This is a genomic window from Priestia endophytica DSM 13796, from assembly GCF_900115845.1.
GTDB lineage: Bacteria > Bacillota > Bacilli > Bacillales > Bacillaceae_H > Bacillus_I > Bacillus_I endophytica.
Genome location: NZ_FOXX01000006.1, coordinates 245,683 through 272,506, shown reverse-complemented (window position 1 = coordinate 272,506; position 26,824 = coordinate 245,683). Strand labels below are relative to the sequence as shown.

General features: G+C 37.4%; 26 protein-coding genes. 7 read left to right on the top strand and 19 right to left on the bottom strand.

From position 1 onward, the window contains the following. Nucleotides 1-104: 104 nt before the first annotated feature. Nucleotides 105-1,421, top strand: coding sequence for a branched-chain amino acid transport system II carrier protein (gene brnQ / locus BM012_RS13610; protein ID WP_061805474.1), 1,317 nt, complete (start codon nt 105-107; stop codon nt 1,419-1,421). Nucleotides 1,422-1,450: 29 nt separating this feature from the next. Here brnQ and BM012_RS13605 read toward each other — a convergent pair whose 3' ends face one another. The 15 genes from BM012_RS13605 to BM012_RS13535 form a co-directional block, all read right to left on the bottom strand. Next, nucleotides 1,451-2,566: an NADH-dependent flavin oxidoreductase gene (locus tag BM012_RS13605; RefSeq protein WP_061805473.1), complete on the bottom strand. Its 1,116-nt coding sequence runs from the start codon at nt 2,564-2,566 to the stop codon at nt 1,451-1,453. A 59-nt stretch (nt 2,567-2,625) separates the two neighbouring features. After that, on the bottom strand, nt 2,626-3,153 hold the full coding sequence (locus tag BM012_RS13600; protein ID WP_206765251.1) for a GNAT family N-acetyltransferase: 528 nt from the start codon (nt 3,151-3,153) through the stop codon (nt 2,626-2,628). Between the two features lie 121 nt (nt 3,154-3,274). Then, on the bottom strand, nt 3,275-4,645 hold the full coding sequence (locus tag BM012_RS13595) for a sensor histidine kinase (protein ID WP_064505024.1): 1,371 nt from the start codon (nt 4,643-4,645) through the stop codon (nt 3,275-3,277). Further along, a complete protein-coding gene (locus BM012_RS13590; RefSeq protein ID WP_061805470.1) occupies nt 4,642-5,334 on the bottom strand; it encodes a response regulator transcription factor in 693 nt (230 codons plus the stop codon). The genes BM012_RS13595 and BM012_RS13590 overlap by 4 nt, the downstream gene beginning before the upstream one ends. Before the next feature lie 16 nt (nt 5,335-5,350). Continuing rightward, nucleotides 5,351-6,625 carry a hypothetical protein gene (locus BM012_RS13585; RefSeq protein ID WP_061805469.1) on the bottom strand — a complete coding sequence of 425 codons (1,275 nt, stop codon included), beginning with the start codon at nt 6,623-6,625 and terminating at the stop codon, nt 5,351-5,353. Between the two features lie 151 nt (nt 6,626-6,776). Beyond that, a complete protein-coding gene (locus tag BM012_RS13580; protein ID WP_061805468.1) occupies nt 6,777-7,985 on the bottom strand; it encodes a polysaccharide deacetylase family protein in 1,209 nt (402 codons plus the stop codon). A 170-nt stretch (nt 7,986-8,155) separates the two neighbouring features. Next, nucleotides 8,156-8,476 (bottom strand): rhodanese-like domain-containing protein, encoded by a 321-nt coding sequence (locus BM012_RS13575; protein ID WP_100217220.1) that lies wholly within the window; start codon nt 8,474-8,476, stop codon nt 8,156-8,158. A 548-nt stretch (nt 8,477-9,024) separates the two neighbouring features. Beyond that, nucleotides 9,025-9,975: a S8 family peptidase gene (locus BM012_RS13565; protein WP_061805466.1), complete on the bottom strand. Its 951-nt coding sequence runs from the start codon at nt 9,973-9,975 to the stop codon at nt 9,025-9,027. A 77-nt stretch (nt 9,976-10,052) separates the two neighbouring features. Beyond that, a complete protein-coding gene (locus BM012_RS26435; RefSeq protein WP_161939324.1) occupies nt 10,053-10,196 on the bottom strand; it encodes a hypothetical protein in 144 nt (47 codons plus the stop codon). Nucleotides 10,197-10,420: 224 nt separating this feature from the next. After that, nucleotides 10,421-11,968, bottom strand: a complete 1,548-nt coding sequence (gene pruA, locus BM012_RS13560; protein ID WP_061805465.1) for an L-glutamate gamma-semialdehyde dehydrogenase — start codon at nt 11,966-11,968, stop codon at nt 10,421-10,423. A gap of 177 nt (nt 11,969-12,145) precedes the next feature. Then, the gene (locus BM012_RS13555; RefSeq protein WP_061805464.1) at nt 12,146-13,402 is read right to left on the bottom strand and encodes a dicarboxylate/amino acid:cation symporter; all 1,257 of its coding nucleotides are present in this window, start codon (nt 13,400-13,402) and stop codon (nt 12,146-12,148) included. Between the two features lie 211 nt (nt 13,403-13,613). Then, nucleotides 13,614-15,479 (bottom strand): PTS fructose transporter subunit IIABC, encoded by a 1,866-nt coding sequence (locus BM012_RS13550; protein WP_061805463.1) that lies wholly within the window; start codon nt 15,477-15,479, stop codon nt 13,614-13,616. Nucleotides 15,480-15,491: 12 nt separating this feature from the next. After that, entirely contained in the window at nt 15,492-16,409 is a 918-nt protein-coding gene (pfkB, locus tag BM012_RS13545; RefSeq protein WP_061805462.1) for a 1-phosphofructokinase, read from the bottom strand. Next, the gene (locus tag BM012_RS13540; RefSeq protein ID WP_061805461.1) at nt 16,406-17,158 is read right to left on the bottom strand and encodes a DeoR/GlpR family DNA-binding transcription regulator; all 753 of its coding nucleotides are present in this window, start codon (nt 17,156-17,158) and stop codon (nt 16,406-16,408) included. The genes pfkB and BM012_RS13540 overlap by 4 nt, the downstream gene beginning before the upstream one ends. Before the next feature lie 189 nt (nt 17,159-17,347). Further along, nucleotides 17,348-17,911: a superoxide dismutase family protein gene (locus BM012_RS13535; RefSeq protein WP_061805460.1), complete on the bottom strand. Its 564-nt coding sequence runs from the start codon at nt 17,909-17,911 to the stop codon at nt 17,348-17,350. Between the two features lie 258 nt (nt 17,912-18,169). Here BM012_RS13535 and BM012_RS27080 point away from each other — a divergent pair, with 258 nt between their 5' ends. The 3 genes from BM012_RS27080 to BM012_RS25900 are packed head-to-tail and all read left to right on the top strand — an operon-like array spanning nt 18,170 to nt 19,666. Beyond that, a complete protein-coding gene (locus BM012_RS27080; RefSeq protein ID WP_061805459.1) occupies nt 18,170-18,718 on the top strand; it encodes a Mur ligase domain-containing protein in 549 nt (182 codons plus the stop codon). An 11-nt stretch (nt 18,719-18,729) separates the two neighbouring features. Then, nucleotides 18,730-19,428, top strand: coding sequence for a Mur ligase family protein (locus tag BM012_RS27075; protein ID WP_061805458.1), 699 nt, complete (start codon nt 18,730-18,732; stop codon nt 19,426-19,428). 22 nt (nt 19,429-19,450) lie between these two features. Further along, nucleotides 19,451-19,666: a hypothetical protein gene (locus BM012_RS25900; protein WP_161939323.1), complete on the top strand. Its 216-nt coding sequence runs from the start codon at nt 19,451-19,453 to the stop codon at nt 19,664-19,666. A gap of 30 nt (nt 19,667-19,696) precedes the next feature. Here BM012_RS25900 and BM012_RS13525 read toward each other — a convergent pair whose 3' ends face one another. Further along, nucleotides 19,697-21,070, bottom strand: a complete 1,374-nt coding sequence (locus tag BM012_RS13525; protein ID WP_061805456.1) for an aspartate kinase — start codon at nt 21,068-21,070, stop codon at nt 19,697-19,699. Nucleotides 21,071-21,330: 260 nt separating this feature from the next. Between BM012_RS13525 and BM012_RS13520 the strand changes: the two genes are divergently transcribed. Next, the gene (locus BM012_RS13520) at nt 21,331-21,933 is read left to right on the top strand and encodes a YhcN/YlaJ family sporulation lipoprotein (protein ID WP_061805455.1); all 603 of its coding nucleotides are present in this window, start codon (nt 21,331-21,333) and stop codon (nt 21,931-21,933) included. Nucleotides 21,934-21,967: 34 nt separating this feature from the next. Here the strand turns inward: BM012_RS13520 and BM012_RS13515 are convergent, their stop codons facing one another. Continuing rightward, a complete protein-coding gene (locus BM012_RS13515) occupies nt 21,968-22,381 on the bottom strand; it encodes a hypothetical protein (protein WP_061805454.1) in 414 nt (137 codons plus the stop codon). A 193-nt stretch (nt 22,382-22,574) separates the two neighbouring features. Between BM012_RS13515 and BM012_RS13510 the strand changes: the two genes are divergently transcribed. Next, nucleotides 22,575-23,369: an N-acetylmuramoyl-L-alanine amidase gene (locus BM012_RS13510; protein WP_061805453.1), complete on the top strand. Its 795-nt coding sequence runs from the start codon at nt 22,575-22,577 to the stop codon at nt 23,367-23,369. Between the two features lie 81 nt (nt 23,370-23,450). Next, nucleotides 23,451-23,873 carry a pyridoxamine 5'-phosphate oxidase family protein gene (locus BM012_RS13505; RefSeq protein WP_061805452.1) on the top strand — a complete coding sequence of 141 codons (423 nt, stop codon included), beginning with the start codon at nt 23,451-23,453 and terminating at the stop codon, nt 23,871-23,873. Between the two features lie 31 nt (nt 23,874-23,904). Here the strand turns inward: BM012_RS13505 and nirD are convergent, their stop codons facing one another. After that, nucleotides 23,905-24,225 carry a nitrite reductase small subunit NirD gene (nirD, locus tag BM012_RS13500; protein ID WP_061805451.1) on the bottom strand — a complete coding sequence of 107 codons (321 nt, stop codon included), beginning with the start codon at nt 24,223-24,225 and terminating at the stop codon, nt 23,905-23,907. 13 nt (nt 24,226-24,238) lie between these two features. Next, nucleotides 24,239-26,650, bottom strand: a complete 2,412-nt coding sequence (gene nirB, locus BM012_RS13495; protein WP_061805450.1) for a nitrite reductase large subunit NirB — start codon at nt 26,648-26,650, stop codon at nt 24,239-24,241. Between the last annotated feature and the right edge of the window lie 174 nt (nt 26,651-26,824).

Genomic DNA, 26,824 nt, shown 5'->3' with positions numbered 1-26,824 from the left:
TGGGAGAGATAAGTTTTTTGAATTTTACTACTTTTAAAGTGCTGTAGATTGTCCTCTTATGTGCTGTTATACTACATACATGAAAAAAAGAGAGGACTTACATCATGAAAAATTTAAGCAACAAAGAGCTTCTTCTACTAAGCTTTATGCTTTTTTCCATGTTTTTTGGAGCGGGTAATCTAATCTTTCCTGCTTTTTTAGGAAGAGCTTCTAGCGAAGAGATGGTAATTGCATTAATTGGTTTTATTATTACAGCCGTTGGACTTCCTATTTTAGGAGTAATGACCATTGCTAATACAGGAAGTATCCAAACGATAGGATCTCGTGTTCACAAAAGCTTTGCTTTCTTCTTTCCACTTGTTATTTACGTTTCAATTGGCCCGGGACTTGCTATTCCTCGTGCAGGGACTATTGCGTATGAAATGGGAATGAAGCCGTTTCTTCCTTCTTCATCCCTTCTTCTCGGAATCTATACCATAATCTTTTTTGCACTTGTTCTATGGCTGAGCCTTTCACCATCAAAGCTTGTTGACCGCTTTGGAAAACTGTTAACTCCTATTTTATTAGGTCTTATTTTGATGATTTTTGTAAAAAGTCTTATTACGCCGCTTGGCAATTTTCAACAAGCAGAAGAAGTTTATCAAACAAATACATTCTTCAAAGGATTTTTAGACGGCTACCAAACAATGGACGCTTTAGCTGCGCTTGTGTTTGGAATTTTTGTAGCAAATGCAATTTCAGCAAAGGGAGTCCAAGAACCAAAGAAAGTTTCAAAGTATATGATGATAGCTGGACTTGGTGCAGGGGCACTTCTTGCTTCTATTTACGCTATATTAGCATATTTAGGTGGTTCAAGTTCTTCAATTGGAACAGCTAATAACGGTACTGACGTCTTAACAATCGTAATGTCTACCCTTTTTGGAGAATTTGGTACGCTTCTTTTAGGTATATTATTTACCTTAGCTTGTTTGTGCGTTTCTATCGGACTTATCATTTCATGCAGTCAATATTTTTCTGCCCTTTTTCCCTTTTTATCATACAAAGGGTGGGCAACTTTACTCACTATAGTCAGTTTAGCTATTGCAAACTTAGGGTTGAATCAAATATTGGCTTTATCCTCCCCTTTGCTTGGTTTTATTTACCCAATGGCTGTTGTTTTGATTGTACTTGGTCTTTTTGATCGTACGCTTCGCTATAGAAAATCTGTATATCGTTATGCAATTGTTTTCTCTGGTCTCTTTAGCTTTTTTGAAACGATCAACACCGTATTTTCAAACAAGAAACTTGATGCAGTACTCTCTTTGTTTCCGCTCTATGAGGCTGGAGTTGGATGGGTCGTTCCCGCTCTTTTAGGCATAGCAGTTGGATTTCTTTTCTCTTCTCCTCTTTCATTAGAAGAAAAGAAAAGGCTATCTTCTTAATAAAAAAGTCCTTCGTATGAAGGACTTTTTTATTCTTCAACAGGAAACCATCCTGGCGTATTCATAATGGCATTCCATAAATCATCAGGAATAACGAGCTCTTTCTGACTGTTCTTGCTGAGTGTCGTACGAATATCTTGCTCTTCACCTTTTTCTACTTTTTGAATCCACTGAGGTTCCATGATCAACTCTCTGCCAAGTGCAACGAGCGGCACTTCTTCTAGAGCTTTTGCAACATCTGCTGGTGTATGTAAAGACCCAACGCCAATAAGCGGCACCTTGTCACCGATGCGCTCTTTCGCTAGTAAAACTCGAGAAGCCTTATCCTCTTTATCACGTATTGATCCTCCCCAGAAATCTTGAACCGAAATATGCAGATAGTCTAAATTTTGTTCTTTTAAAAAGTCAATAAGCTTAAACGTATCTTCCATTGTAATACCTGGGTTTTCAATTTCTTCAGGTGAGAAACGGTAACCAATCACAAAAGGACGATTTTCTACAACCGATTTTACCTCTTTAATGACTTCTTTAATAAAGTTCATTCGATTGTAAACATCGCCACCCCATTTATCTTGGCGACGATTGGAATGAGGAGAGAAAAATTGCTGAAGCAAATACGTATTAGCTCCGTGAATTTCTACGCCATCAAATCCTGCTTCAAGCGCACGTTTGGCAGATTCCTTAAATCCTTCAATAACACGTTCAATGTCCTCCTCCGTCATTTCTCTTGGCGTCACACTTCCTTCGCGTTCGGGAGCAACAGCACTTGCACTAATAGGAGTTCTATCTTCTAGCAGCTCTGGTGGGCACATGCGTCCCCCGTGAAAAATTTGCAAAATAGCTTTTGTGCCTCTATGTTGAATCGTATTTGCTAACTTTTGTAAGCTGGGTACGAGATTGTCTTGGTGGGATCCGATTTCTCCTTTAAAGCCTTTTCCATCTCTCGTTACGTAAGCGCAAGCTGTAATGATAGCTCCAACCCCTCCAGTTCGCTTACTGTAATAAGCAAGTTCTTCTTCTGTTACTTCGCCTGTTTCATCATCAGAAGCATAGTTCGTCATTGGGGCAAGCATTACTCTATTTTTTAATTCTACACCGCTTTTAAACGTAAACGGCTCTAAGATATGCTCATAATTAGAATTCATCTTTTCATTCCTCCAACCAACAGTTTAAGGTACCATTACTTCTCGTTATCTTTCCCTTTTTACTTTTTAATTAAACCGTTGCGTTGCTTCCATTCTTTACTTAGCATACTCATTTCAATGCTATTCCAATAGCCGTTTGTTGTTTTGAGCTTCTCGCGCAGAATTCCTTCTTGAACAAAGCCAAGTTTTTCGTATGTTTTATAAGCAGATACATTGAAATCATATACTCCAAGACTGATGCGGTTTAAGTTCAGCTCTTCGAACCCAATCTGTAGCATATGCTTCATCATCAATGTTCCATAACCTTTTCCACGGCTATTTTCTTCAACAACAACCCTTCCAATTCGTCCTGAACGGTTTTGATAATCAATGTGAGCAAGGCTAATGTGTCCTACAACGTCATCATCTTGAACAAGGACAAAAATATATCGGTCACTTCCTATCCCATTTGCCCCCTTTATGTACGCTTTTAATTCATCTATTTTTAAAGGATAAGAAAAACTAGAGCCTGCCCATGTCATTAGCTCTTCTTCACTAGAAGCCCAGTTGACGATTTTCTTTAAATCTTTTCTTGTAATTTCTCTCATATACACCACTGCGCTCACCTCTCGCCTTTTCTATAAGATACCTTAAAAGAAAAGCCTCATTCAAACTTTTTTGCACGACAAATTTTTTTATACAAAAAAAGCTCTCACATAAAGAGAGCTTTTAAGCTTCTAAAAAGGGTAGAATAACAACTACTTCTGTTCCAATTCCTTCTTCACTATTCACATCAATTTTCCCACCGTGAAGAGCCACAATATTGTAGGCAATAGCCAAACCAATCCCAGCACCGTTATGCTTTATATCTGCTTGATAAAACGTTTTTGAGATATGCGGGATATGTTCTTCGGAAATACCTTGTCCATTATCACAAATTTTCACACTTACAGCTTTTTTAAATTTTTGCAGGGAAACTTTTACTTCGCCCTTTGTTCCTGTATACTTCACCGCATTATCAATAATATTTAAGAACACTTGCTTTAATCGATTTTCGTCTCCCCAAAATACAGCACAATCACCGCTATAAGTTAGTGAGATTTGTTTTTCCTGTGCTTTTATCTTCCAGTGAAACACAATTTCCTCTAAAAGCTCATTAAGGTCAAACGTATGTTTAAAGAGCGTAATTCGATTAGCTTGCAACCGTGAAAAGTCTAACAAATCTTCTACAAGATGAATAAGCCGGTCTGTTTCAGAAGAGATAATTCCCATGCCTTGCGCAATTTCATCCTTAGAAAGATAGTCGGGATCTTTCAACGTTTCAGCCCATCCTTTAATTCCTGTAAGCGGGGTTCTTAACTCATGAGAAATCGAAGATATGAACTCATTCTTCAAACGCTCGTTTTCTTGAATTTCATCTGCCATATAATTTAAAGTTAGGGCAAGATGACCAAGTTCGTCCGGGCTTTTTGTCTCAATACGATTTTGAAATTGACCTTTTGCCATTTTCGAGGAAATAGAAATGATATGCTGAATAGGTTTTAAAAAAGAATTTGATAATCTCCAGCTTAAGATAAAAGCTGCGGATGCAATAATCAAATTGAGAACAAGCGTTATGATGGTAAAACGTAAAATCATTTTATCAATATCTGTTAACGATGTTTCATAACAAAGATAACCAATCACTTGATCTTGATGAAAGAGCGGTTGATAAAAGGTCATGACTTTCTCGCCTAGCGGAGAATAGACAATATCTTTTAAAGTGCCCCCTTCTTTTAAAAACGTCGGAATGTTAACTTTCTTCTCTACTGCCAATCCAGATGAAGATTGAACAACTTCTCCTCTGCTATTTAAAAGGAGAAGGTTTGTACCAGGCATCTGAAATGAATGAATAATTTCACTGCTATACTCTTTTAAATCGAATGTATAGAGCGGGTGATACTGATCAAAAAAAGAACGGCTTGTTTGAGCATGCTGACGGATCGTTTCTTCAATGTTTCCATAATAATAATGATAAATAGCAAAAGTAAAGATAGCTTGAAAAAGGATCACAATGAGAAGAATAACCGACATGAAATAGAGAAGAATTCGCCGCCTCATTCTCCCTCGCCTTTCCAGTAATATCCTCTTCCCCAAACTGTTTCAATATAAGTAGGGCGTGAAGGATTATCTTCAATTTTTCGTCTCAATCTTCTAATATTAACATCAACCACTTTAGGATCTCCTATGTACTCCTCTCCCCATACGCGATCCAACAGCTCATGACGTGAAAATAATTCCTTTGGGGCGCTCATAAATTCCTGCATCAAACAAAATTCCGTTGGCGTTAAATCGATTTCTTCTCCTCTTTTTTTCAACACCTCATTAACAAGGTAAAGTTCAAACGGCCCTGACTTTACAATGTCTTGATCTCGTTTTTGAATGCGACCAAGTCTTCGCAAAAGAGAGTGAATTCTCGCCGTTAGCTCGCTTGGACTAAACGGTTTTGTAATATAATCGTCTGCTCCAATTGTTAATCCTTCTACTTTATCTTCGTCCTGCGTTCGAGCTGTAAGCATAATAATTCCCACAAGCTCATTTTTTTGTCGAATTCGCTCGCATACGGAAAACCCATCAATTCCGGGTAGCATCACGTCTAATAAAGCAATATCAAAAGAAGAGCTTTCCATAAGTTCTAGCGCTTGTTCTCCAGTATGAGCTTCCGTAACGTCATAACCCGCTTTTTTTAAATTTAAAACAATAAAACTGCGAATTGCACTTTCGTCTTCTAATACTAAAATTTTCCCCATAGCTTTGTCACCTTACTTAGTCTCTAATATTTTCTGATAAAAGATGAAAGAGAGAACCATACTTTCTTTCTTCTTCTGCTTTCATTGCATAGACATGCTTTAGTGTATTCTCAATTTCAATATAGCTCTTACTTTGGCTTTCCCACTCTTTATTTGTAAAACGATAGAGAGTGAAAAGATTTTTACCGTCTTTAACTCGCTCAATCGTAAGCTTGTGTTCATTTGTAGAACGAGCGATTGTGATAAGGCCGAACCACTCTTTTGGAAATGTAAGCTCATACCCTTGTTCATAGTTTGGATAATGTTCCGCAACTTTTTTTAACGAGCCATCTTCTTTTAGTTCATAGTAATATACAAACCACGGTAGTGATGCAAAAGGCTCTTTTTCCCATCCTTTTGGCACAACCGTCTTCCCTATCTCAATAATCCCATTCTCATTAACATCCTCACTATAAACAATCATAGACTTGATGGCATCTTCATTCTTTGCATCAAGCTTCATAACAAGCTTGCCTTCCTCGTATCCAAGAACATATGTTGAAGCAGAATGGGCCCCGACTCCCACATCAATGAAAACTCCTTTTTTCCCTTTTGTATAATAACCAGCTTTCATTTGCTCAATGCCATTAATAGATGAATCAAGTTTAAGAGAGGACTTCTCCACAAAAACCCCATCGTCTGCTTTAAAAAGGCGAGCTGTAAACTCTTTTCCCTTTTGGAGGCTAAGCGTTATAATTTCGCTGCTTCCATCTTCATCGAAATCTGCTGCAATAGTGCGAGTATAAGGGGTTTGAAAAATATCGTCTATTTTTGAATCGGAAAATCTATAGATGTGCATTTTTTTCTCACTTATACCATCATATCCAAATCCAGCAGCCAAAAGCATTGCCTTCTGTCCTTTTACTTGAATAGGAGACAGATCTGTAATCTCCCCATAATTTTGAATTGTTTTAGTTGCAACCTTTTCCCATTGCTCCTTCTTTTGATAGAAAACCATCTTGATTTCAAAAGGTTTTTTTTCATTCTTGTAGAAGAAAACTGCTTCATTTTTCTCCCCATCTCCATCAAAATCTTCGATATAAATAGAACGTTTCTCTTCGGAATGTTTTGGAGTAAGTAAAAAGGGGCGTGTCCGATATAAAGAATCTTTCTTTATTTGTTCTTTCAATGCTTGCTCGTTTTTTTCGACTTTTGGGCTTTTCATTAACGAGCTTGGTGGTTGTAAATTTAGACCACATCCACCTAGTAAAACTGTTAATAGAAGAACTAAAAGCAGCAAAACGCTTTTCATCATATAACTCCTCTAATCTGCAATGTACATGCTTATATCACTTTCATAAGTTGCCTTTGCTATCATAACAAATTTTAAAATCTAATTCACCTTCCACAAAAAACAGAAGGCTTGTCCTAAAAAGGAAAAGCCTTCACAATAACACCATTTTTTAAAAATGAACAACTGGTAGCGTATCGTCAAGTGGCTTCATTTTATAGCCATGAGCACTTAAGTAGTCTAATAGGTCATTCAAATGTTGAGCCGTTGTTTGTTTGTCATGTAGTAGAATTACTGGTTCTTTAAAAGATTTCGTTTCAATATCATGAATAACACCGTTCACATAACGAGCATCTTTGTATTTCCAATCTAGACTATCAATATTCCAATCCCACAGTTCAAATCCGTTTTGGTGCACAGCTGCTAAATACTCAGGCTTCATATATGGAACGCTTCCATAAGGAGTACGAATAAGGTTTGTGCGCACGCCTGTTAAATTATAAAGATCATCCTGTGCTTCTTTCATCTCCCCAACAACCGTATCTTTAGATTGATAGATTTGTTGAGCATCATGACTTACTCCATGTAAAGCAGGCTCATGGCCTCCTTCTACAATTGCTTTCGTTGCTTCAGGGAAACGCTTCATATTAGGTCCAAGCATAAAAAACGTTCCCTTAGCATTATGTGCATCAAGGATTTGGAGAATTTCTTGGGTATGTGTACTAGGACCATCGTCAAATGTTAGATAAACGACTTTCTCTTCTTGATTCTCTTCTCTTGAGGGAGCTGTTGGCAATTCAGGTGTAGAAGGGGTCGTTTGATTTTGACTCTGCTGAGAAGATGCTTGTTCTTGTTTATTGTCAGGTGAAGAAGACACATTCTCTTGTTTCTTCTCTTCTTTATTTTCTTTGTCTGCTTTCTCTTCCTCATCCACTTTTGGTTTTGTTTCTTTCTTCTCTTCTGTCTCTTGTGATTTTTTTTCTTTTTGTACTTTTTCTTTCTCTTTTTCTTTTACTTCTTCCGCCTTCATGTCTGGTATACTTTTATTCTGTTGTTTAGCTGCTTCTTCTATAGATTGATTTGGCTCTACTGAGTTTTCAGCTTGATTTTCTTTCTCTTGGGATGCTTGATTCGACTCTTCTTGCTCTTCGTTCTTATGTATAGAAGCTTGCTCTTTCTTTTCTTCTTGCTGAATTGCTTCCGTTTTCATTTTCTCTTCCGGTGAGTCTACGCTTTTCTCCATTGAACTCTTATCAGTGCTGCTTTGAGCCTTCTCCACTGCCGCTACTCCACCAAGGCTTATGAGTACAACAGCTGCACCAATTGCGATTTTCTTAACGCTATTGCTCCATCCTTTTTTGTTACCTTCTTTTTGCTTCATTCTTACAAATAACCCCCAAATATTGTCGAAAATTAGTTTATTATTCTAGTATAAATTGGTTACTTCGACAAATGGTAACAAAAGAGTTACAAGTTTACCTCAATGGCACATTATAAAAAAGACTTGCCAATAGACAAGTCTTTTTTAAATCATTCCTTAGTACAAATTGTTTATAAACACCAGTATCCTTTTACCCTAACGCCTTTACGACTTAGCTGTCTAACGGTTAAATTTTTTAAGACAGCATCAGATACGATAATAACAACTTCATTCTTCGGAATATCACCGTATTGCCTTTTCAAATACGGCAATGGAATATGCAGTGCATCTTCACACGGCTTTGTTTTAACTTCGTGAAAATCGCGAACGTCAATTAAGATAGCACTCTCCACTTCCTGACATGAAGTTACCTTTTTGACGCCCACAACAGGGATGTAGCGCTGATAAACAAGAAAAAAAACTAAACAACCTATAAGACCTATAACACTCATTAGAAGCACAATGCCACCTACTCACCCTTATTTTACAAACTTAATCCTACTACATGAAAAAGCAAAAATCAAAAAGAAAAACTGAATTAAACAAAATTCTATAAATTTTCTAAAATATTCATTAACTTTTAAAAAAACAAGATGTTTAGTGTACCTCAAAAATAAGGGAAGAAAACGTTATTATCTTGATAAGAAAAATGGTTAACTCAATATATCGCGAACGTCTAGGGAGTTGCCAAACATAAGTGGCAGAGAATAGCTAAGGGATTCCTCTTCCCATTCAAAAAAATTTTCTTGAAGCAGCCTATAATAAAGAAGTATGACAAAAGTGGATGAAAAAGTCCCTTTTTTCATAGCGAAAAAAACAGTAAAATAGAAGCCTATGCTAATTTTACTCTTCTTCAAAATGAGACAGCTAGCCTCCTAGCTCTTTATGTAGATTATGCTTACCAGCAAGCATAAAGGAATTGAGTTTCTTCCTAAGAATACAGCCCTTTTCAATACGTTAAAAATCATAAAGAAAGCCTAAACAAAAGTTTAGGCTTTTTTTATTCTTCTCTCGTTGAGGCGACTTCTTCGAGCGTCTTATGCATCTTCAAAAGTCCGTGTCCTTCTCCGCTCCGGTCATTTCCAAGTGAAACAGTGTGAGAAATAAGACGTTCATAAAGCTCCGGCTCTGTGATATCTTTGCCGTAATCTTGTTTCCATTTGTTTGCTAAAAGCGCTGCTGCTCCTGCAACGTGCGGAGTGGCCATTGATGTTCCACTTAATACGGCAAATTTCCCTTTCAGATATGTTGACAAAATTTCCTCTCCTGGAGCTACTAAATCAATTTTGTCATTTGTATTGCTAAATTCTGAAAGCTGACCGCGTAAATTCACAGATCCGACTTGAACCACTTCCTCATATGCCCCTGGATACGCATACTCATCTGTTTGATCGTTTCCATCGCCTTCATTTCCCGCTGCACAAACAACTAAAATGTTTGCTGCAACAGCTTCTTGAACAGCTTTATGAAGAGCTGGATCATCTTGTGATCCACCTAGAGACATTGAAATAATACTTACTTTTTCTCCTTGTTTTCCTCTCCACTCTGTTGCATATTGAATAGCTTTTATAATCCAGTCTGTTTGCCCCATCCCTTGTTTATCGAGAACTTTAAGAACAAGCAACCCTGCTTTTGGTGCTACACCTACAACGCCCATATCGTTTTCCATAGCAGCAATCGTTCCTGCAACATGCGTACCGTGGCCGTTATAGTCTTTTACATTCTCTTTTGTATCATCTTCTGTAAAGTTATAAACATCAACAATTTGGTCTTTTAAGTCAGGATGATCTACTTCGCATCCTGTATCAAGAACAGCAACAATAACTTCTTCCCCTCTATATCCTTGTTGCCATACAAGCGGTGCATCAATAAGTCGCACCCCTGGTGGTACCTCATTTGATGATTCACGAACTTCCTGTACTTTAAAAGGAATTAAGCCGACTTTAGCCATCTTTTTCTCCCCTTTTCCAAATGATTTTTTATACTTTACAATGAGATGGGACGCACACTCTTATTTCCTTAACTTCTCTAAAGATGCTCTACAAAAATCGCCTCTTTCGTTTTGGTTTCTTTTTGATATCTTTCATACTTTTCATGTTTTTTACGCCGATTGTTATCGTGGTAAAAGTCGTAGCGACTAGTGCGAACAGCTGCAGAAACTGCTCTAACCACGCTAGCACAATATCTCCCCCCTTCTTATAAAAAAGCACCCACAAACAGCTTTATGATTAATGACTGCTCGGGGCGCTTTGTTCTATAAAGAATTGAATATAATGTTAGAAATAAAATGTGCGTCTTATTAAAATTTTAACATATACTGATAATTCAAACAAGTATAATTTTTCAATAAATAAAAGCGAATGCTAAGATTACATTCGCTTTTATTTATTCATCTCTTAGAGCATTTCACTAATTGTTTTAGGAAGCATGTGTAAAGGAAGATAATCTGGACCTCCTGCTTTAGAATCTGTGCCAGACATGTTAAAGCCGCCAAATGGGTGATATCCAACAATTGCTCCTGTGCAATTTCGGTTGAAATATAGATTTCCAACATGAAAGTGACCTTTTGCATACTCCAGATGCTCGCGGTTATTTGAAAAAACGGCTCCTGTTAATCCATACTCTGTATTATTTGCTATTTCAATAAGCTCTTTAAAGTCTCCTCCTTTTGAAAAGGCTAAAACAGGACCAAATATCTCTTCCTGCATAATCCGTGCTTTTGGATCAACGTCTGCAAAGATTGTTGGATCAATGAAAAATCCTTTTGAATCATCGCTTTTTCCTCCATATACAAGACGTCCTTCTTCTTTTCCAATTTCAATATAATCCATAATTTTATCAAATGAACTTTGGTCAATAACAGGTCCCATGTATGTTTTTCCATCTACGGGGTCTCCTACTTTTTTGGTTTCTGCAATTTTCACAACTCGTTCGACTACCCTATCGTATACATCCTCATGGATAACCGCTCTGGAACCAGCAGAACATTTTTGTCCTGAAAAACCAAAAGCCGAAACAAAAATTTCTTCTGCTGCTGCCTCTAGATCTGCATTTTTATCTACGACAACTGTATCTTTGCCTCCCATTTCAATAATGGATCGCTTCAGCCATTTTTGTCCTTCTCTTACTTGTGAAGCTCTATTATAAATTCTCGTTCCAACTTCACGAGATCCTGTAAAACTAATAAGATGTGTTAACGGATGGTCCACTAAATAATCACCTACTTCACTACCGCTTCCAGGGCAAAAGTTGACAACGCCTTTCGGTATCCCTGCTTCCTGCAGAATATCAATAAAAGCCCGAGCAATAACAGGAGTGTTTGAAGCTGGTTTTAGGACAACCGTATTTCCTGTCACAATAGGAGCAACTGTTGTACCAACCATGATTGCAAAAGCAAAATTCCATGGAGGTATAACAACTGTTACCCCCATACTTGTATAAATATATTTATTTTTCTCTCCATCTCTGCTTTTTACGGGAGCTCCGTCTTTTAAACGAATCATTTCTCGACCATAATACTCCATAAAATCAATGCCTTCTGCAATATCTGCATCTGCTTCTTTCCACGGTTTTCCGCCCTCTTTAATAAGGAGAGCTGTTAATTCTTTTTTTCGCCGACGTGTAATAGCTGCTGCTCTAAATAAAAGCTCTGCTCGCGCTTCTGCGTCCCACAAGCGCCAACTTTCAAAAGCATGGTGAGCAGCCTTCATCGCGTCCTCTGCGTGCTCTTTACTTGCTTTTGAAACGTAGCCTACTACTTCCTCTTTGTTAGCAGGGTTAATAGAAGTAATCTCTTCATCTGTTTCAACATTTTTTCCATCAATTAATAAGCTATGTTTTTTCCCTAAGTAGCTTTTTATATGTTCAAGAGCTTGTTCCATCTCTCGATAGTTTTTCTCAATTAAAAAATCAGTAAATGGCTCATGCGAATATTCCTTAATCATCTCATCTACCCCTTTGCTATTTATTGAATTCTTTTCATCCTTATAAACTCATATAACCTCCTAGCCTATAATTAAACATATATCTTTCTAACAAAAAAATGCTTGTTTGTCTCAAATCCGTTTTCTGTAAAAAAACAAATAGACTTCCAATTATAATTGGAAGTCTATTTGTTAAAATTAATTTTTCATATCAAGTGACTCATCTAAGTGTAAGCGTCCTTTTTGTTCTTCAGACTTTGTAATGTACATCGCACATGCTGCGTCTCCTGTAATATTAACAGCCGTTCTCACCATATCAAGAAGACGATCTACCCCAATAATCAATCCAATCCCCGCGACAGGCAAACCAACAGATTCTAATACCATCGCTAACATGATTAAACCTACGCCAGGAACTCCTGCTGTTCCGATGCTTGCAAGTACAGCTGTTAACACAACCATAACAAGCTGTGACAACGTTAGATTCACATCGTAAACTTGAGCAATAAAAATAGTCGCAACCCCTTGCATAATAGCTGTTCCATCCATATTAATTGTTGCACCAAGGGGCTGTACAAAACCACTGATTGCTTTTGGAACTTTCAATTCGTTTTGTGCCGTTTTCATACTAAGTGGTAAAACGGCGTTACTGCTTGATAAGCTAAATGCGACTGTTGCTGCTGGGAAAAACTTTTTGAAAAATGTAAACGGATTGTACTTTCCTAAAAGTGCGACTGCTCCTCCATAGACAACGAAGAAATGAAGAGCTAAAGCAATTAATACAATACTCATATAAAGACCCATTGATCTGATTGCTTCCCATCCTTGTAAGCCTGAAGCTGTCGCGATTAAACCAAATGTACCGTATGGAGCAAACTTCATTACAACGTTTACTAAGTACATCATAAGTTCGTTTCCTTGCTCTACTATTTTTAAAATACCTGCTGTTTTTCCCCCTAGTACAGCAAGCCCTACCCCAATAAATACAGCAAAAAAGATAATTTGCAACATTTCACCACTACTCATAGCAGCAATAGGGTTTGATGGAATAATGTTCAAAAGAGTGTCAACAAAGCCTGGTGTTTTTTCAGCCTCAAATCCTGGACTTGATGAAGCATCAACATCCATTAATTTACCAGGCTGAATGATAGACGCAAGAGTAATCCCTATTGTAATAGCTAAAGCAGTTGTAATAAGAAAGAAAGCAATTGTCTTCGTTCCAATAATACCAATCTTTTTAGGGTCACCAAGCCCAGCTACTCCTAAAATAATGGAAAAAAGAACAATTGGGACAACCAACATTTGTATAAGCTTTAGGAAAATCTGACCTAATGGAACAAACAGATACTTGTTGACTCCATCAAAAGCAACTGGAGAGATCATATGTAAGGAAATCCCTACAATTGCCCCTAAAACTAAAGCTACAATAATTTTTACGGTTAAGTTAGATTTCATCTCTATTCCTCCCTTCACTTTTAAAACAATTAAATTTTTTAATATTCAGAAATATTCGTTTAATTATCCTTCCTCACTTTCCGCACATTCTATCATATTACGTGCTATTTTTACTATATCACATAGAATAAACGGGAATATACAAAAATAGTCATTAAACGCCATTTTCTATCAAAAAAGCCGTTCTTCCTAAAGGAAGAACGGCTCAATTTTATTCACTCTTTGTTTTCTTTAATACTCCTACAAGTAACGCTGTTACAATCGCTCCGATTACAACTGCTAATAGATATAGAAGTGCGCTTCCCTGCACAAATGGGAAGACGATGATTCCACCGTGTGGCGCAAGAAGCTTAATATGAAACGCCATTGTTAAAGCACCAGCAGTTGCTGCACCAACAACTGCAGCTGGAATAACACGAAGTGGATCTGCTGCTGCAAACGGGATTGCTCCTTCTGTAATGAACGTTAAGCCCATAACATAACATGTTTTCCCTGTATTACGTTCTTGTTGTGTAAACTTTTTACGGAAAATTGTTGTTGCAAGAGCTAAACCAAGTGGTGGTACCATTCCACCAGCCATAACAGCTGCATGTGGAGCATAGTTTCCAGCATCAATCATTGCAATACCAAAGGCAAATGCTGCTTTGTTGATTGGGCCACCCATGTCAATTGCCATCATTCCACCCAACAGAATGCCAAGGAAAACTAAGCTTCCTGTACCAAAACCGCCTAACCAGTTTTGAAGGCCTGTATTAATTGCTTCAACAGGACCGTTGATTACGTAGACCATGATAAGACCCGTAATTAACATTCCTAAAAACGGATAAAGAAGAACAGGTTTTAATCCTTCTAATGACTGTGGTAAACCTTTTAAAGCACGTTTAATCCCTAGTACAACATAACCTGCTAAGAAACCTGCAATAAGTCCACCTAAAAATCCAGCGTTTGCGGTGAAAGCTAAGTATCCACCAACCATACCTGGAGCTAGACCAGGACGATCTGCAATACTCATTGCGATATAACCTGCTAAAACAGGAACTAATAGTTGGAATGCGTTTTCAGCTCCAATTTGATTTAAAACTTTTGCGAATGGGTTGTTAATTCCACCATCTTGATCAATACCAAATAAGAAAGAAATAGCAATAAGAAGTCCGCCACCTACAACAAACGGAAGCATATTTGAAATTCCATTCATTAAATGCTTATAAAAAGCATTTCCTTTCTTTTCAGTTGAACCCGATTCTTCGCTTTTATCACTGCCACCATTACCTTGATACGTACTTCCTTCACCTCTAGATGCTTTTTCTAAAAGCATCTGTGGTTCACGAATGGCACGAGCTACAGGAACTTGGATAATTTTCTTGCCTTTAAAGCGTTCCATTTCAACTTGCTTATCAGCTGCAACGATAATTCCTGCTGCGTTTTCAATATCTTCAGCAGTAAGCGCATTTTTCACACCTGTTGAGCCGTTTGTTTCAACTTTAACATTCATATTTAATTCTTTAGCTTTTGCTTTTAAGCTATCAGCTGCCATGTACGTATGGGCAATTCCTGTCGGACAGGCTGTAACAGCTAAAATTAATCCTTCTGAAGGTTGTTCAACTTCTTCTTCGCCTTCTTCTTCTCTTTCTTTTGCATCAATTGCTGCAATCACTTCGTCTTCTGAAGATGCATGAAGAAGCGTTTCACGGAAATTCGCATCCATTAGAAAAGAAGAAAGTCTTGATAATGTCTCAAGGTGAGCATTATTGGCTCCTTCTGTTGCCGCAATCATGAAAAACAAATGTGCATTTTGGCCATCAAGTGACTCATAATCTACACCTTGCTTTGATACACCAAAAGCAATTGCAGGCGTATCAACAGCACTTGTTTTTGCATGTGGAATAGCAATGCCTTCGCCAATTCCAGTTGTACTTTGTGCTTCACGAGCTAAAATTGCCTCTTTGAATCCTTCTCGACTTGATAAACGTCCTGCTTCATCAAGTTTGCTAACTAGTTCATCAATTACATTAGCTTTTTCTGTACTCTGAAGCGATAAAATAATCGTATCTTTTTTTAGTAAATCTGTAATCTTCATTTTGTTTCCCCCTTACTCATCCATACCTGTAACATGAATCTGCGGTAGTAACGATTCCATATGGTCTTTCGTACAAAGTTCAATTGAAAATGCTGTTGCACTTCCTGTAGCTGCTCCAACTTGTAATGCTTTTGCAAAATCTCCGTCTTTCACATAACTAGCTAAGAAACCGGCTACAAGAGAATCGCCTGCACCAACCGAATTTTTTAGTTCGCCTTTTGGAACATTAGCTCTGTAGACATTATCTTTTGTAACAAGTAAAGAACCTTGTCCAGCCATTGAAACAATAACGTTCTCAGCTCCCATGTCCATTAGTTTTCTTGCATATGGTACAGCTTCTTCAGCTGTTTGAATGCTAACATCAAAAAGTTCACCAAGTTCGTGATGATTTGGTTTAATGAAAAATGGTCCTTCTTTTACGATATCTAATAAATCTTTTCCGCTTGTATCTACAACAACGCGCGCGCCCTTTTCACGAGCTAGCTTTGTTAGCGTCACGTAAATATCTTTCGGTGCAGAACTTGGAATGCTTCCTGCTAAAACAACAAAGTCTCCTTCTTCTAATGAAGAGAATTGTTGATACAATGCCTGCAGATTCTCTTCTGTTAGCGTTGGACCTTGTCCATTAATTTCTGTTTCTTCATCTGCCTTAAGCTTAATATTAATGCGTGTATCTTCATTAACTTCCACAAATGCAGTTTTTGTGCCTTCGTGTTCAAGAATATCTTTAATGTACTGGCCTGTGAATCCACCTGTATAACCAAGTGCTGTACTTTCTAATCCAAGACGATGCAAGACACGCGAAACGTTAATTCCTTTTCCACCTGGATGTTTTGTATCAAATGAAGTTCGATTTAATCCACCTAAGTCAAATTCCTTCACATGAACAACATAGTCAACGGAAGGATTTAATGTACACGTATAAATCATGTTGTCACAACCTTTATATCTGTTTTTTCTTTTAATAGAGCTTTTTGTTCATCTTCTAGTTCATTTGTAATGACAACGGCTTGCTTTAAATCCGCAATTTTAGCAAAACTCACTTCTGAGATTTTTGTCTCATCTGCCAAGATAAAGCTTTCTTTCGCAAGATCTATAGCACATCGTTTAACCATTGCTTCCTCTGGATCTGGTGTTGTATATCCATAAACAGCATCAACACCGTTTGCCCCAATAAATGCTTTATCAAACCTATACTGCTTTAGACTTTCAAGCGCGTTAACTCCGATTAGGGCCCCTGTTTTATGTTTCACAGCTCCCCCAATGACAAAAAGAACAATTTCATTTTGTACTAAGTGAGCTACATGGGGTAATCCGTTCGTAACTACTGTAATATCTTTATCATTTAAAAACGGAATCATTTCATATGTGGTTGTTCCTGCATCTAAAAAAACACAGTCGCCAGATTCAATTAGGCTTGCCGCATAGTGAGCGATCTTTCGTTTTTCTTCAATGTTTCGAGCGGATTTTTCAGCAACGCTCATCTCAAACGTTTTTTTGCGAGAAAGGGTTGCCCCTCCATGTATGCGTTTGAGTACGTTTTCTTCTTCAAGCTGACTGAGATCCCGTCTTATTGTAGACTCAGAAGCGCCCGTTATATGAATCAGTTCACTAATTTTAATTGTGTCTTTTTCTTCTAAGAGATTTAAAATTAACTCATGTCGTTCTTGAGTTAGCATGAAGACATCGCCTCTTTCAAACGCTTTCATCTTTTGCATAACTTAATTTAACATGAACACCTTTCAAAATCAATCATTTTCTATCAAAAACCTCCAAAATTCCTCAAATAAACGTTCATAATCTTTCACAGTAGGTTGTTATACTTTTTTACATAAGAAAAAGAGTGCAGGCAAACTGCACCCTATCGTTTATTTTTGAATAACTCCACATGCAATTCTACTTCCTGCATCTCCGGCAGGGTTTGTTTTGTTATCATCTGCTTTCTCATGAATCATAAGAGCACTCCCATCTTCATCAAACAGAGAGTTCTCCTTTCCTTCTTCTAATGTAACAAGAGGAGCTACAACTTTCACATCTACCTTGCCGTTTTGGTCAACTTCAATATTCGGCAAATCTCCTGCATGCGGGCCCTTCGGATTGTCTAACCCGTGTTCTTTATTATATGGATTAAAATGACCTCCAGCAGATTCAAATCCAGCTCCTTTACATTCCCCTTTTTCATGAATATGAAATCCATGTACACCTGATGGTAAGTTCTTCGCTTTCAAGTGAATTGTAACCCCGCTTTTACCTTCAGTTAATGTGGCTGTTCCAATTGTATTTCCATCAATGTCTTTCAGCTTTGTTTTATACATATCTTCGGCTTTTTCGCTTACTTCTATAGAATTTTGGTGCTGTGTTTCTGTATTTGCTCCACTGCACGCTGTTAAGAAAAGGATACTCAACAAAAAAACGTAAATGCTTTTATTCATGGAAAAACTCCTTTTTCTGTTGTCACGTTCAGTTTGCATCAAATCAACTTTTTTTAAACCTTTTTACTATTTTTTCGTTGAAGTAAACCGGTTTCATAAACAGTGTTTTCGGGAAAGTGGAAACTATCTTTTTTGAAATATAGAATCCAAATACGTTTTTACGCCGTTAGCTTAATAGGAAACGGAATATCTCATGACCGTAAACAGCATAATCACATACTTTTTTAGAGACACCACAATAAGAGGGAGCGAATCTAGATGAAAATTACTTTTCATAATCACAAAGATAGCCTACCATTTCAAAGACTTTATGGACCTTTAGAAGGAACCGTTTCTTCTATTTCCTATGATTCTCGAAACGCACGAAAAAACACAACGTTTTTCTGCCTACGTGGCACAAACTGCGATGGGCATCTTTTTATTAAAGGAGCGATAGATAACGGAGCTTCGTTAATTGTTAGAGAAGATGAAGAAATCTTACGCCATTTTTCTTATCAATATGATCATATTACCTTTTTAAGCGTCGAAGATTCAAAAAAAGCGATGGGCCTTTTCTCTTCCTACTTCTATCATCATGCTGACCAAACTTTAACAACTGTTGGTGTAACAGGAACAAACGGAAAAACAACGGTTACCGCATATGTACGCTCTCTCTTAAATGGAGTTAGGATGAGGACAGGATCAATTGAAACAGCTGGTATTTGGGATCATGAAAAAGAACTTAACTTCACTCACACTACCCACACAACCCCTGAAGCACCTGACACCTTCATGAAACTTTTTCTCACTTTGTTCAAAAAGGGTTAAAAGCCGTTTCAATGGAAGTAACCTCGATCGCTATTGAGCAAAAACGAGTAGAAGGTATTTTATTTGATATAGCTGTTCACACGAATTTAACGCCAGATCACCTGGATTTTCATAACAGCCTTGAAGAATACAAAAAAGCAAAATTGAAGCTTTTTACACGTGCTAAGAAAGCTGTTGTTAATCTAGATGATGAGGGAATGAGCAAAGACATTTTATCTTTATTTAAAGGACAAGTTATTACATATAGTATGAAACAAAAGGCAGATGTTTTTGCTAAGGTCATAAAAGTAGAGAAAACGGGGACAGTCTTTCAACTGCATGTATCCGGAGATAACTACCTTGTCAAAGCTCCAATTCATGGAGATTATAATACCGCGAACTTTCTTGCTGCTTTCTCTGCATGTCTTCATATGAAAATATCTATACAAGATCTTTTAAAAGCAGCAAACTTTATTACAGGCCCAGAAGGAAGATTCCAGCTCCTTACCAATCATCCAAGTCATCAAATTATTCTCGATTATGCCCATACACCGGAAGCATTAGAAAGTCTCGTTAAAGCTATTAAAAATCTTCCTCATAAACGTTTGATTTTGATGGTAACAGGCGTTGGACTAAGAGATCCAAAGCAGCGCCCCTTCATTGGAAAAGCTGTGGATGGAAAAGCTGATGAAATCGTCGTTACTGTTGATTATCCTGGTCCATATAAATAGAAGAAACATGGTAGACGATGTGATGAAGGGCTTTTCTTCTTCCTCTTCCGTTCATGTTAAACTTCATCGCGAACGTGGCATTCATAAAGCCCTTTCACTTGCGGATAAGGATGACCTTATTGTACTTACTGGTCTTGGTTTTGGTGGCTATCAAGTCATTGGGAAAGAAAATGTTCCTTACTGTGAATACGATGTAATTCACCAATATTTCAAAAAAGAACAAAAAGTTCTCGTATAAAAAAGAGCGGTCAAAATTGACCGCTCTTTTTTATAGAGTTAACGCTGATACAGGTTGTTCAAAATACGCTTGGTACAGAGATTGCACAGCCTTATCTAGTTCTGTTTCTTTTACACCAAACATCATGCTTACTTCTGAAGAACCTTGGTTAATCAGTTCAAGGTTTACTCCCGCTTCAGAGAATGCATTTGTTGCTTTAGCTGCAACTCCAACAGAGCTTGTCATCCCTTCTCCTACTACCATAATTAAAGCTAAACCGTACTGTACTTTAACATCATCAACATTCAGCTCTTTTTGAATGCGTTCAAGCACTCTTTCTTCTTTTCCATTTGTGAGCTGACATTTCCGCAAAATAATAGACATATCATCAATGCCAGATGGCGTATGTTCATAAGAAATCTGTTCATCTTCTAAAATTTGTAATAGTCGACGTCCAAAACCAATTTCTCTGTTCATTAAATATTTTGAAACATAAATGCTACAAAATCCTTCATCACTTGCAATTCCTGCAACCTGTTGTTTTGAGTAATCACGCTCTGCTACAATTAACGTCCCTGGCGCTTGTGGATTGTTCGTATTTTTTACACAAACAGGGATTTTTTGACTTACAACAGGATGAAGAGCTTCATCATGGAAAACAGAAAACCCTGCGTAGGATAGCTCGCGCATTTCTCTATACGTAATTTCCTTAATATCTTTTGGCTTTTCTACAATTGTAGGATTGACACACACAATAGAATCTACATCTGTAAAGTTTTCATACATTGTTGCTTTTACACCCGCTGCTACGATGGAACCCGTAATATCAGAACCCCCCCGCGGGAATGTTACAATATTTCCTTGTTCTGAGTAGCCAAAAAATCCGGGAATAACCAGAATTTCTTCTCGTTCTCTTAGATTGGCTAGCTCTCTATACGATTGTTCTAGAACTTGAGCATTTCCTGGCTCGTCTGTTACAAAGATGCCCGCTTCTTTTGGATTTACATATTGCGCTTTTAAACCTAAGCTTTGGAGATAAAAAGCCATAAGCCTTGCATTATTGTCTTCACCACTTGCTTTTACACTATCTAACAGACGATTAGCGTCTTCTTTGTATGTATCAATAATGTCTTGAAGATTTTCTGCGATTTCATCACAAATATAACTTTTTAGCTTCAAGCCATCTGCAATTTCTTTATAGCGCACAATAATTGCTTTAAACTCTTCCGCATAGGAATTTCCCGTTAAAATTTGGCTTGTTAAAGCAATGAGCAAATCTGTCATCTTTATATCGTCTTTAAATCGTTTTCCAGGAGCAGAAACTACCACAATACGTCTTTCCTGATCCGCCATGACGATATCCGCAACTTTCATAAATTTTTCTGCACTCGCAACAGAGCTTCCACCAAATTTTGCTACTTTCATTCCTCATACACCTTCTTCAATAGATTGTTTACAATGCTGAAATAAAATATTGTTACTATCATAGCACAAATTTTCAAAAAATTAAGCCTTTATTGAAAAAAACTTTCAAAAATTCCACTCACAAAGGACAAATGTATTTATTAAGGGTACAAAAGCATTATTCTTTTGCTTTTTATGATATATTTTTTCATCCTTTGTATAATGTGCACCTTTATGACGCAGATTAACAAACGTATCAATACTACAAAGGAGTGAACACTTTGAAATTTTCTATTTTTACTCTTGGTGCTGTTCTTCTTCTAGCAACAGGCTGTGGAGCAAACGACAACCAACAAGGTCAAGGCGGAATGGACAATAATGCGCGTGACGTTCGCTACAATGCTGATTATGATCGCGGGATGAACGATGCAACAGATAACAATATGAATAACTATGATATGAACGATGCTGGTCCTTACCAAATCAATAATGACAATAACACAGCTCGTGATAACAATGACAACGACAACAATAATAATAATAATAACGACGATATGCGCGTTGATCAGAACTTAAAAGGAAAAATCGAAAAGATTAATGGAGTAAAAACAGCTCATGTCATTGTAACAGGCGAGAATGCTTACGTTGCTACTGTATTGGATAACAACCAAAAAGGCGAAATGACAGATAAAATGAAAGAAAAAGTGCGCAATGTAGTGAAAAAAGCGGACAATAATGTCGATGAAGTGTACGTATCTTCAAACCCAGACTTTGTAAAACGCGTTGGTGGTTATGTAAACGACATTCAAAATGGCAAACCTGTTGAAGGCATTGGACAAGAGTTCTCAGAGCTTGTACGTCGCGTCTTCCCAGAAGGTCGCTAAACAATTACGCCTCATTCATTAAGAATGAGGCGTTTTATTGCCAAATAGGATAAAGGCTCACCGTAACAAGTGCAAGACAAATGGCAAATCCAATTAAATAGAGTACGTTAAATAGGCTTGTTAGACAAACCAGTCCCCATTTCGAAACTCCTTTACTCGTAAAAGCCACATAGAAAAAGCGATAATCAATCAAAAAAAGCAACAAAAAAGAACCAATGAAATAAAAAGGAAGTACCCAATCCCCTAATGCTGTTACACCACTTTTATTTAGCCACTCTTGTTCTGAAAGGCCATAATAGCCTGTTTTATAGCGAATCAAAAACACACCGCTTAAAAAGAGAAGAAAAAGCCCTGTAAAAATTCCCCCAACTTTTAATTTAACGTCTCTTTTCATTCCAATGAGAAATGAAAAGCCCGCCGCCAGGTATAAAGAAGCAGCAAAAACCATCTCTATCCCTCTCTTTCACTCCTTTTACTTCTATTATATTGTCCACTCTTTTTTTTAGACGTTTTTTTCTATTTGTTTTAAACAAAAGAAGAAAAAATAGTGAAAAAACTCTCTTAATCTAGTTGTTTTATCTACGCTTACTCTCTTTTTCTTTCATACGATACGGTAAGAGACAATGAAAGGAGATGACACAATGCTAAAAGTATTCATTGATCCTGGCCATGGTGGAACAGATTCAGGAGCTACAGCAAATGGAATTGTTGAAAAAGAGGTTAACCTATCAATAGCCCTATTCCTTCGAGAAATTCTCGTTCTTAATTATGAAAACGTGCAAGTTAAAATGAGCCGTGATCATGATGTGTTTATCCCTCTATATGATCGGGTGAAAAGCGCTAATAACTGGAACGCCGATCTTTACATTTCCATTCATTGTAATGCGAGCAGTATTAGAACAAGAAGAGGGTACGAAGATTTCGTTTACACAAAATCTGCTAACAGTCTAGAATTACAGGACGTTTTGCACGGGTCTATTACCAGAACAATTACCATCCCTGACCGAGGACAAAAAAAAGCTAATATCTTCGTACTAAGAGAAACTAATATGCCTGCTATTCTTACTGAGAATGGCTTCATTTCTAATGCAGAAGACGCAAAACTTCTCCAAGATAAGACCTACCTAAAAATGATTGCTAGAGGGCATGCACAAGGAATTGCTGCGTTTTTCAATCTGCATCCAACTGTTTCTGAGATAATGTACTATCGTGTTATAACAGGAAGCTTTAAGACAGAGAAAGAAGCCCTTATCAGGCAACAAGAGCTTCTTGAAACAGGTATCGAAACTTTCATCCTCATTGAGAAAAGAGATGAAAATAAAGAGTATTCCGTTGTTTCTGGAAGCTTTCAATCGTTTCAAAAAGCACATGAATTTGTGCAAGAGCTACAAGAAAAAGAGTTTAAAAGTTTTATCGTTACCGTAATTGTTCAGTAATTGAACACGCTCTTCATGTTTAACAACTCTTTAAAGATGGAATAATAGGAATAAGAGTTAAAACAAAGGAGTGGAATGATTATGACAGTTAAAGATGTAAAAGAAAAAATTGCAAAAGTATTAGAAAATAATAAGATTGGTACGCTTGCAACAATTGAAGGAAACAGACCAAATTCTCGTTACATGACATTTTTTAATGACGATTTAACACTTTATACACCAACAAGCAAAGAAACACATAAAACAGAAGAAATCGAAAAAAACTCAAACGTTCATATTTTACTAGGTTATGATGGTAAAGGTTTTGGAGACTCATATGTTGAAATTGAAGGTACTGCTGAAATCTATGAGGATCAAAAAATGAAAAACGAGCTTTGGGAAGACGAGTTTGAGCACTGGTTTGATGGAAAAGATGATCCAAACTATATCATCTTAAAAATTACTCCTTCTCAAATTCGCCTTATGAACGAAAAAGGTCAAAAACCACAAACAGTGACGGTATAAAAAAGCGCGAGTTCACAGAACTCGCGCTTTTTTATACCATGACATATACTCTTCCGTTTTCTACAACAGCTTCGTAAGTATGCACACACCCTACATCAGGAGCCTGAACTTTTCCATCTTGAAGGGATATTTTCCAGTCATGCATTGGACAGAAAACAAATTCACCGCTTACAATCCCTTCAGCAAGTACACCATTCTTATGTGGACATCTGTTTGTGACAGCTCTCACCTTTTGATCTGACAGTCTAAAAACGGCAAGCTCTTCTTCCCCTACAATAACGGTTTTTCCAAGCTGCTTTGGAAAATCGCTAAGATGCCCAATCTCTACTTTTGACTTTACTGTGCTTTTCATCTACTTTTCCCCCTTAGCTTTTTTGAAGCATTACATTTGTAAAGAGTTCGTTTTTCGTATTTTTGTTTTCAATAATTTCACGCCAAGGATCTGTTGTGACAGCTAATGCTTTATCCATTCGAATGTTAAGCTCTGTTCTTGTATCCAGGTTATCGAGCACTTCTTTAATGTGAGAAAGACCAACGCGCTCTACAAAAGCTGAGGTTCTCTCTAAGTAATTTGCATTTTCGCGATAATATTGTAAAAAGGCTGATGACATTTCCATCACTTCTTCTTCTGTTGCTACTTTGCAAAGTAAATCTCCTGCTCTTAAATGGGTTCCTCCGTTTCCACCAACATAAATTTCAAAAGCTCCTTCAATTCCTACAATCCCAACATCTTTAATCCCTGACTCTGCACAGTTACGCGGACAAGCTGAAACGCTCATTTTTACTTTGTGTGGAGTTTGGAGTCGTTCAAATTTCTTCTCTAACTTAATGCCAAGCCCCATAGAATCTTGGGTACCAAAGCGACAAAATGACTCTCCTACACACGTTTTAACGGTGCGAAGCGTTTTTCCATATGCATATCCTGACGGCATATCAAGCTCTTCCCAAATTTTCGGTAAATCTTCTTTCTTTGCTCCAAGGAGATCTAATCGCTGCCCACCTGTTACTTTAACGAGAGGAATATTATATTTATCTGCCACATCAGCAATTTTGCGAAGCTCTTTTGGATTTGTAACACCTCCGTACATTCTCGGTACAACGGAAAATGTTCCATCTTTTTGAATATTGGCATGCATTCGCTCATTTACAAATCGAGACTCGCGTTCATCTTCATACTGCTCTGGATCGATCATACCAAGATAGTAGTTAAGCGCTGGACGACACTTTGAACATCCTTCATCATTTTTCCATCCTAGAACATTCATCACTTCTTTGCTGTGTGTTAAGCCTTTTTCTTTAATCTCCGCTACAACTTCATCACGAGAAAGAGTCGTACATGAACAAATCGCTTCTTTTTGTTCTACTTCACTTCCGGCTGTTAAACTAATCAGTTCAGCTACAAGTGGTTTACAGCCTCCACACGAGCGACACGCTGTCGTGACATCTTTGACTTCATCAACGCTCGTTAATCCGCCTTCTGAAATCGCGCTACAAATGGTGCCTTTTGAAACTCCATTACAGCCACAGATAATGTCATCATCACTCATTGAGGCAACAAGACTCTCTTCTTTTCCACTATTTGTTGAGAAAAGAGTTGGACTCAATCCTTCAAGAGTGCTTCCTTTTTGAATCATTTGGAAAAGTTTATTTCCATCCTTTGTATCACCAAAAAGAACAGCTCCAATTAATTTCTCATCTTTTACAAGAAGCTTTTTGTAAACATTCGATACTTCATCAAATATTTTAATGGCATAGGCATTTTCCACTTCATGTTCCATAAACTCTCCAGCTGAAAATACGTCAACGCCTGAGACTTTAAGCTGTGTGGACAAAACAGAACCTTCATATGGAGCACAATCATGTTCAAGAATGCGATGTGCCAACACTTTGCCTTGTTCGTAAAGTGGTGCAACAAGACCGTAAGCAATTCCTCTATGCTCAGCACACTCTCCAACTGAGAAAATGTTCGGGTCGCTCGTTTGTAGATGGTCATCAACAGCAATTCCTCTGTTAACCGTCAAACCACTTTCTTTTGCAAGAGAGGTATTTGGAACAATTCCAATCGCCATTACAATCAAATCCGCCTTTATTTCTGAACCGTCTTTAAAGCGAATTCCCGTTACTCTCTCCTCACCTAAAAACTCGTCTGTATCATGATTAACAAGAATATTCATCCCCTGTTCTCCGAGCGACTTTTGAAGTAAGTTTCCAGCTGTTTCGTCAAGCTGTCTATTCATAACGTACGGCATATTTTGAATAACATCGACTTCCATCCCTAGATTGAGCAATCCTCTTGCCGCTTCAAGCCCTAGAAGTCCACCGCCAATAACAGCTGCTTTCTTGTACTGTTTTGATGCATCCACCATTTTTTCGCAGTCTGCTATATCTCTAAATGTAACAACCCCTTCTTTGTCTATTCCTTTGAATGGGATCATAAGCGGGTTTGAACCTGTAGCAATGATTAATTTATCATAGCTTTCTTCGCGCCCTTTATTAGTGAATAACGTTTTAGTTTCACGATCAATTTTAATTACTTCTTCACCTTTATGAAGGGTGATGTTATTTTCCTCATACCACTCTAGACTATTTAACACAATATCTGAAATCTCCGTATCCCCTTGAAGGACTTTTGATAACATAATTCTGTTATAGTTTGGATGTGGCTCACTACCAAAAATCGTAATCGAAAAGCGATTAGGGTCCAATTTTAAAATCTCTTCTACAGCTCGAACACCAGCCATTCCATTTCCAATTACAACGAGTTTTTGCTTTTCCACTACAGTTCCCCCTCTGGAATTAAAACATGTATTGTATTTACATATTTACAAACTTACGTCTTTTTTAAAATCAGTTTGTGAGTTTTCCTTACATGTTTTTTTGTAAATTCTGATAATTTAATTACTTTTAGAAAACGCTTTCTATCAAGGAGGGCCTGCGTTCTAGAAGAAAAC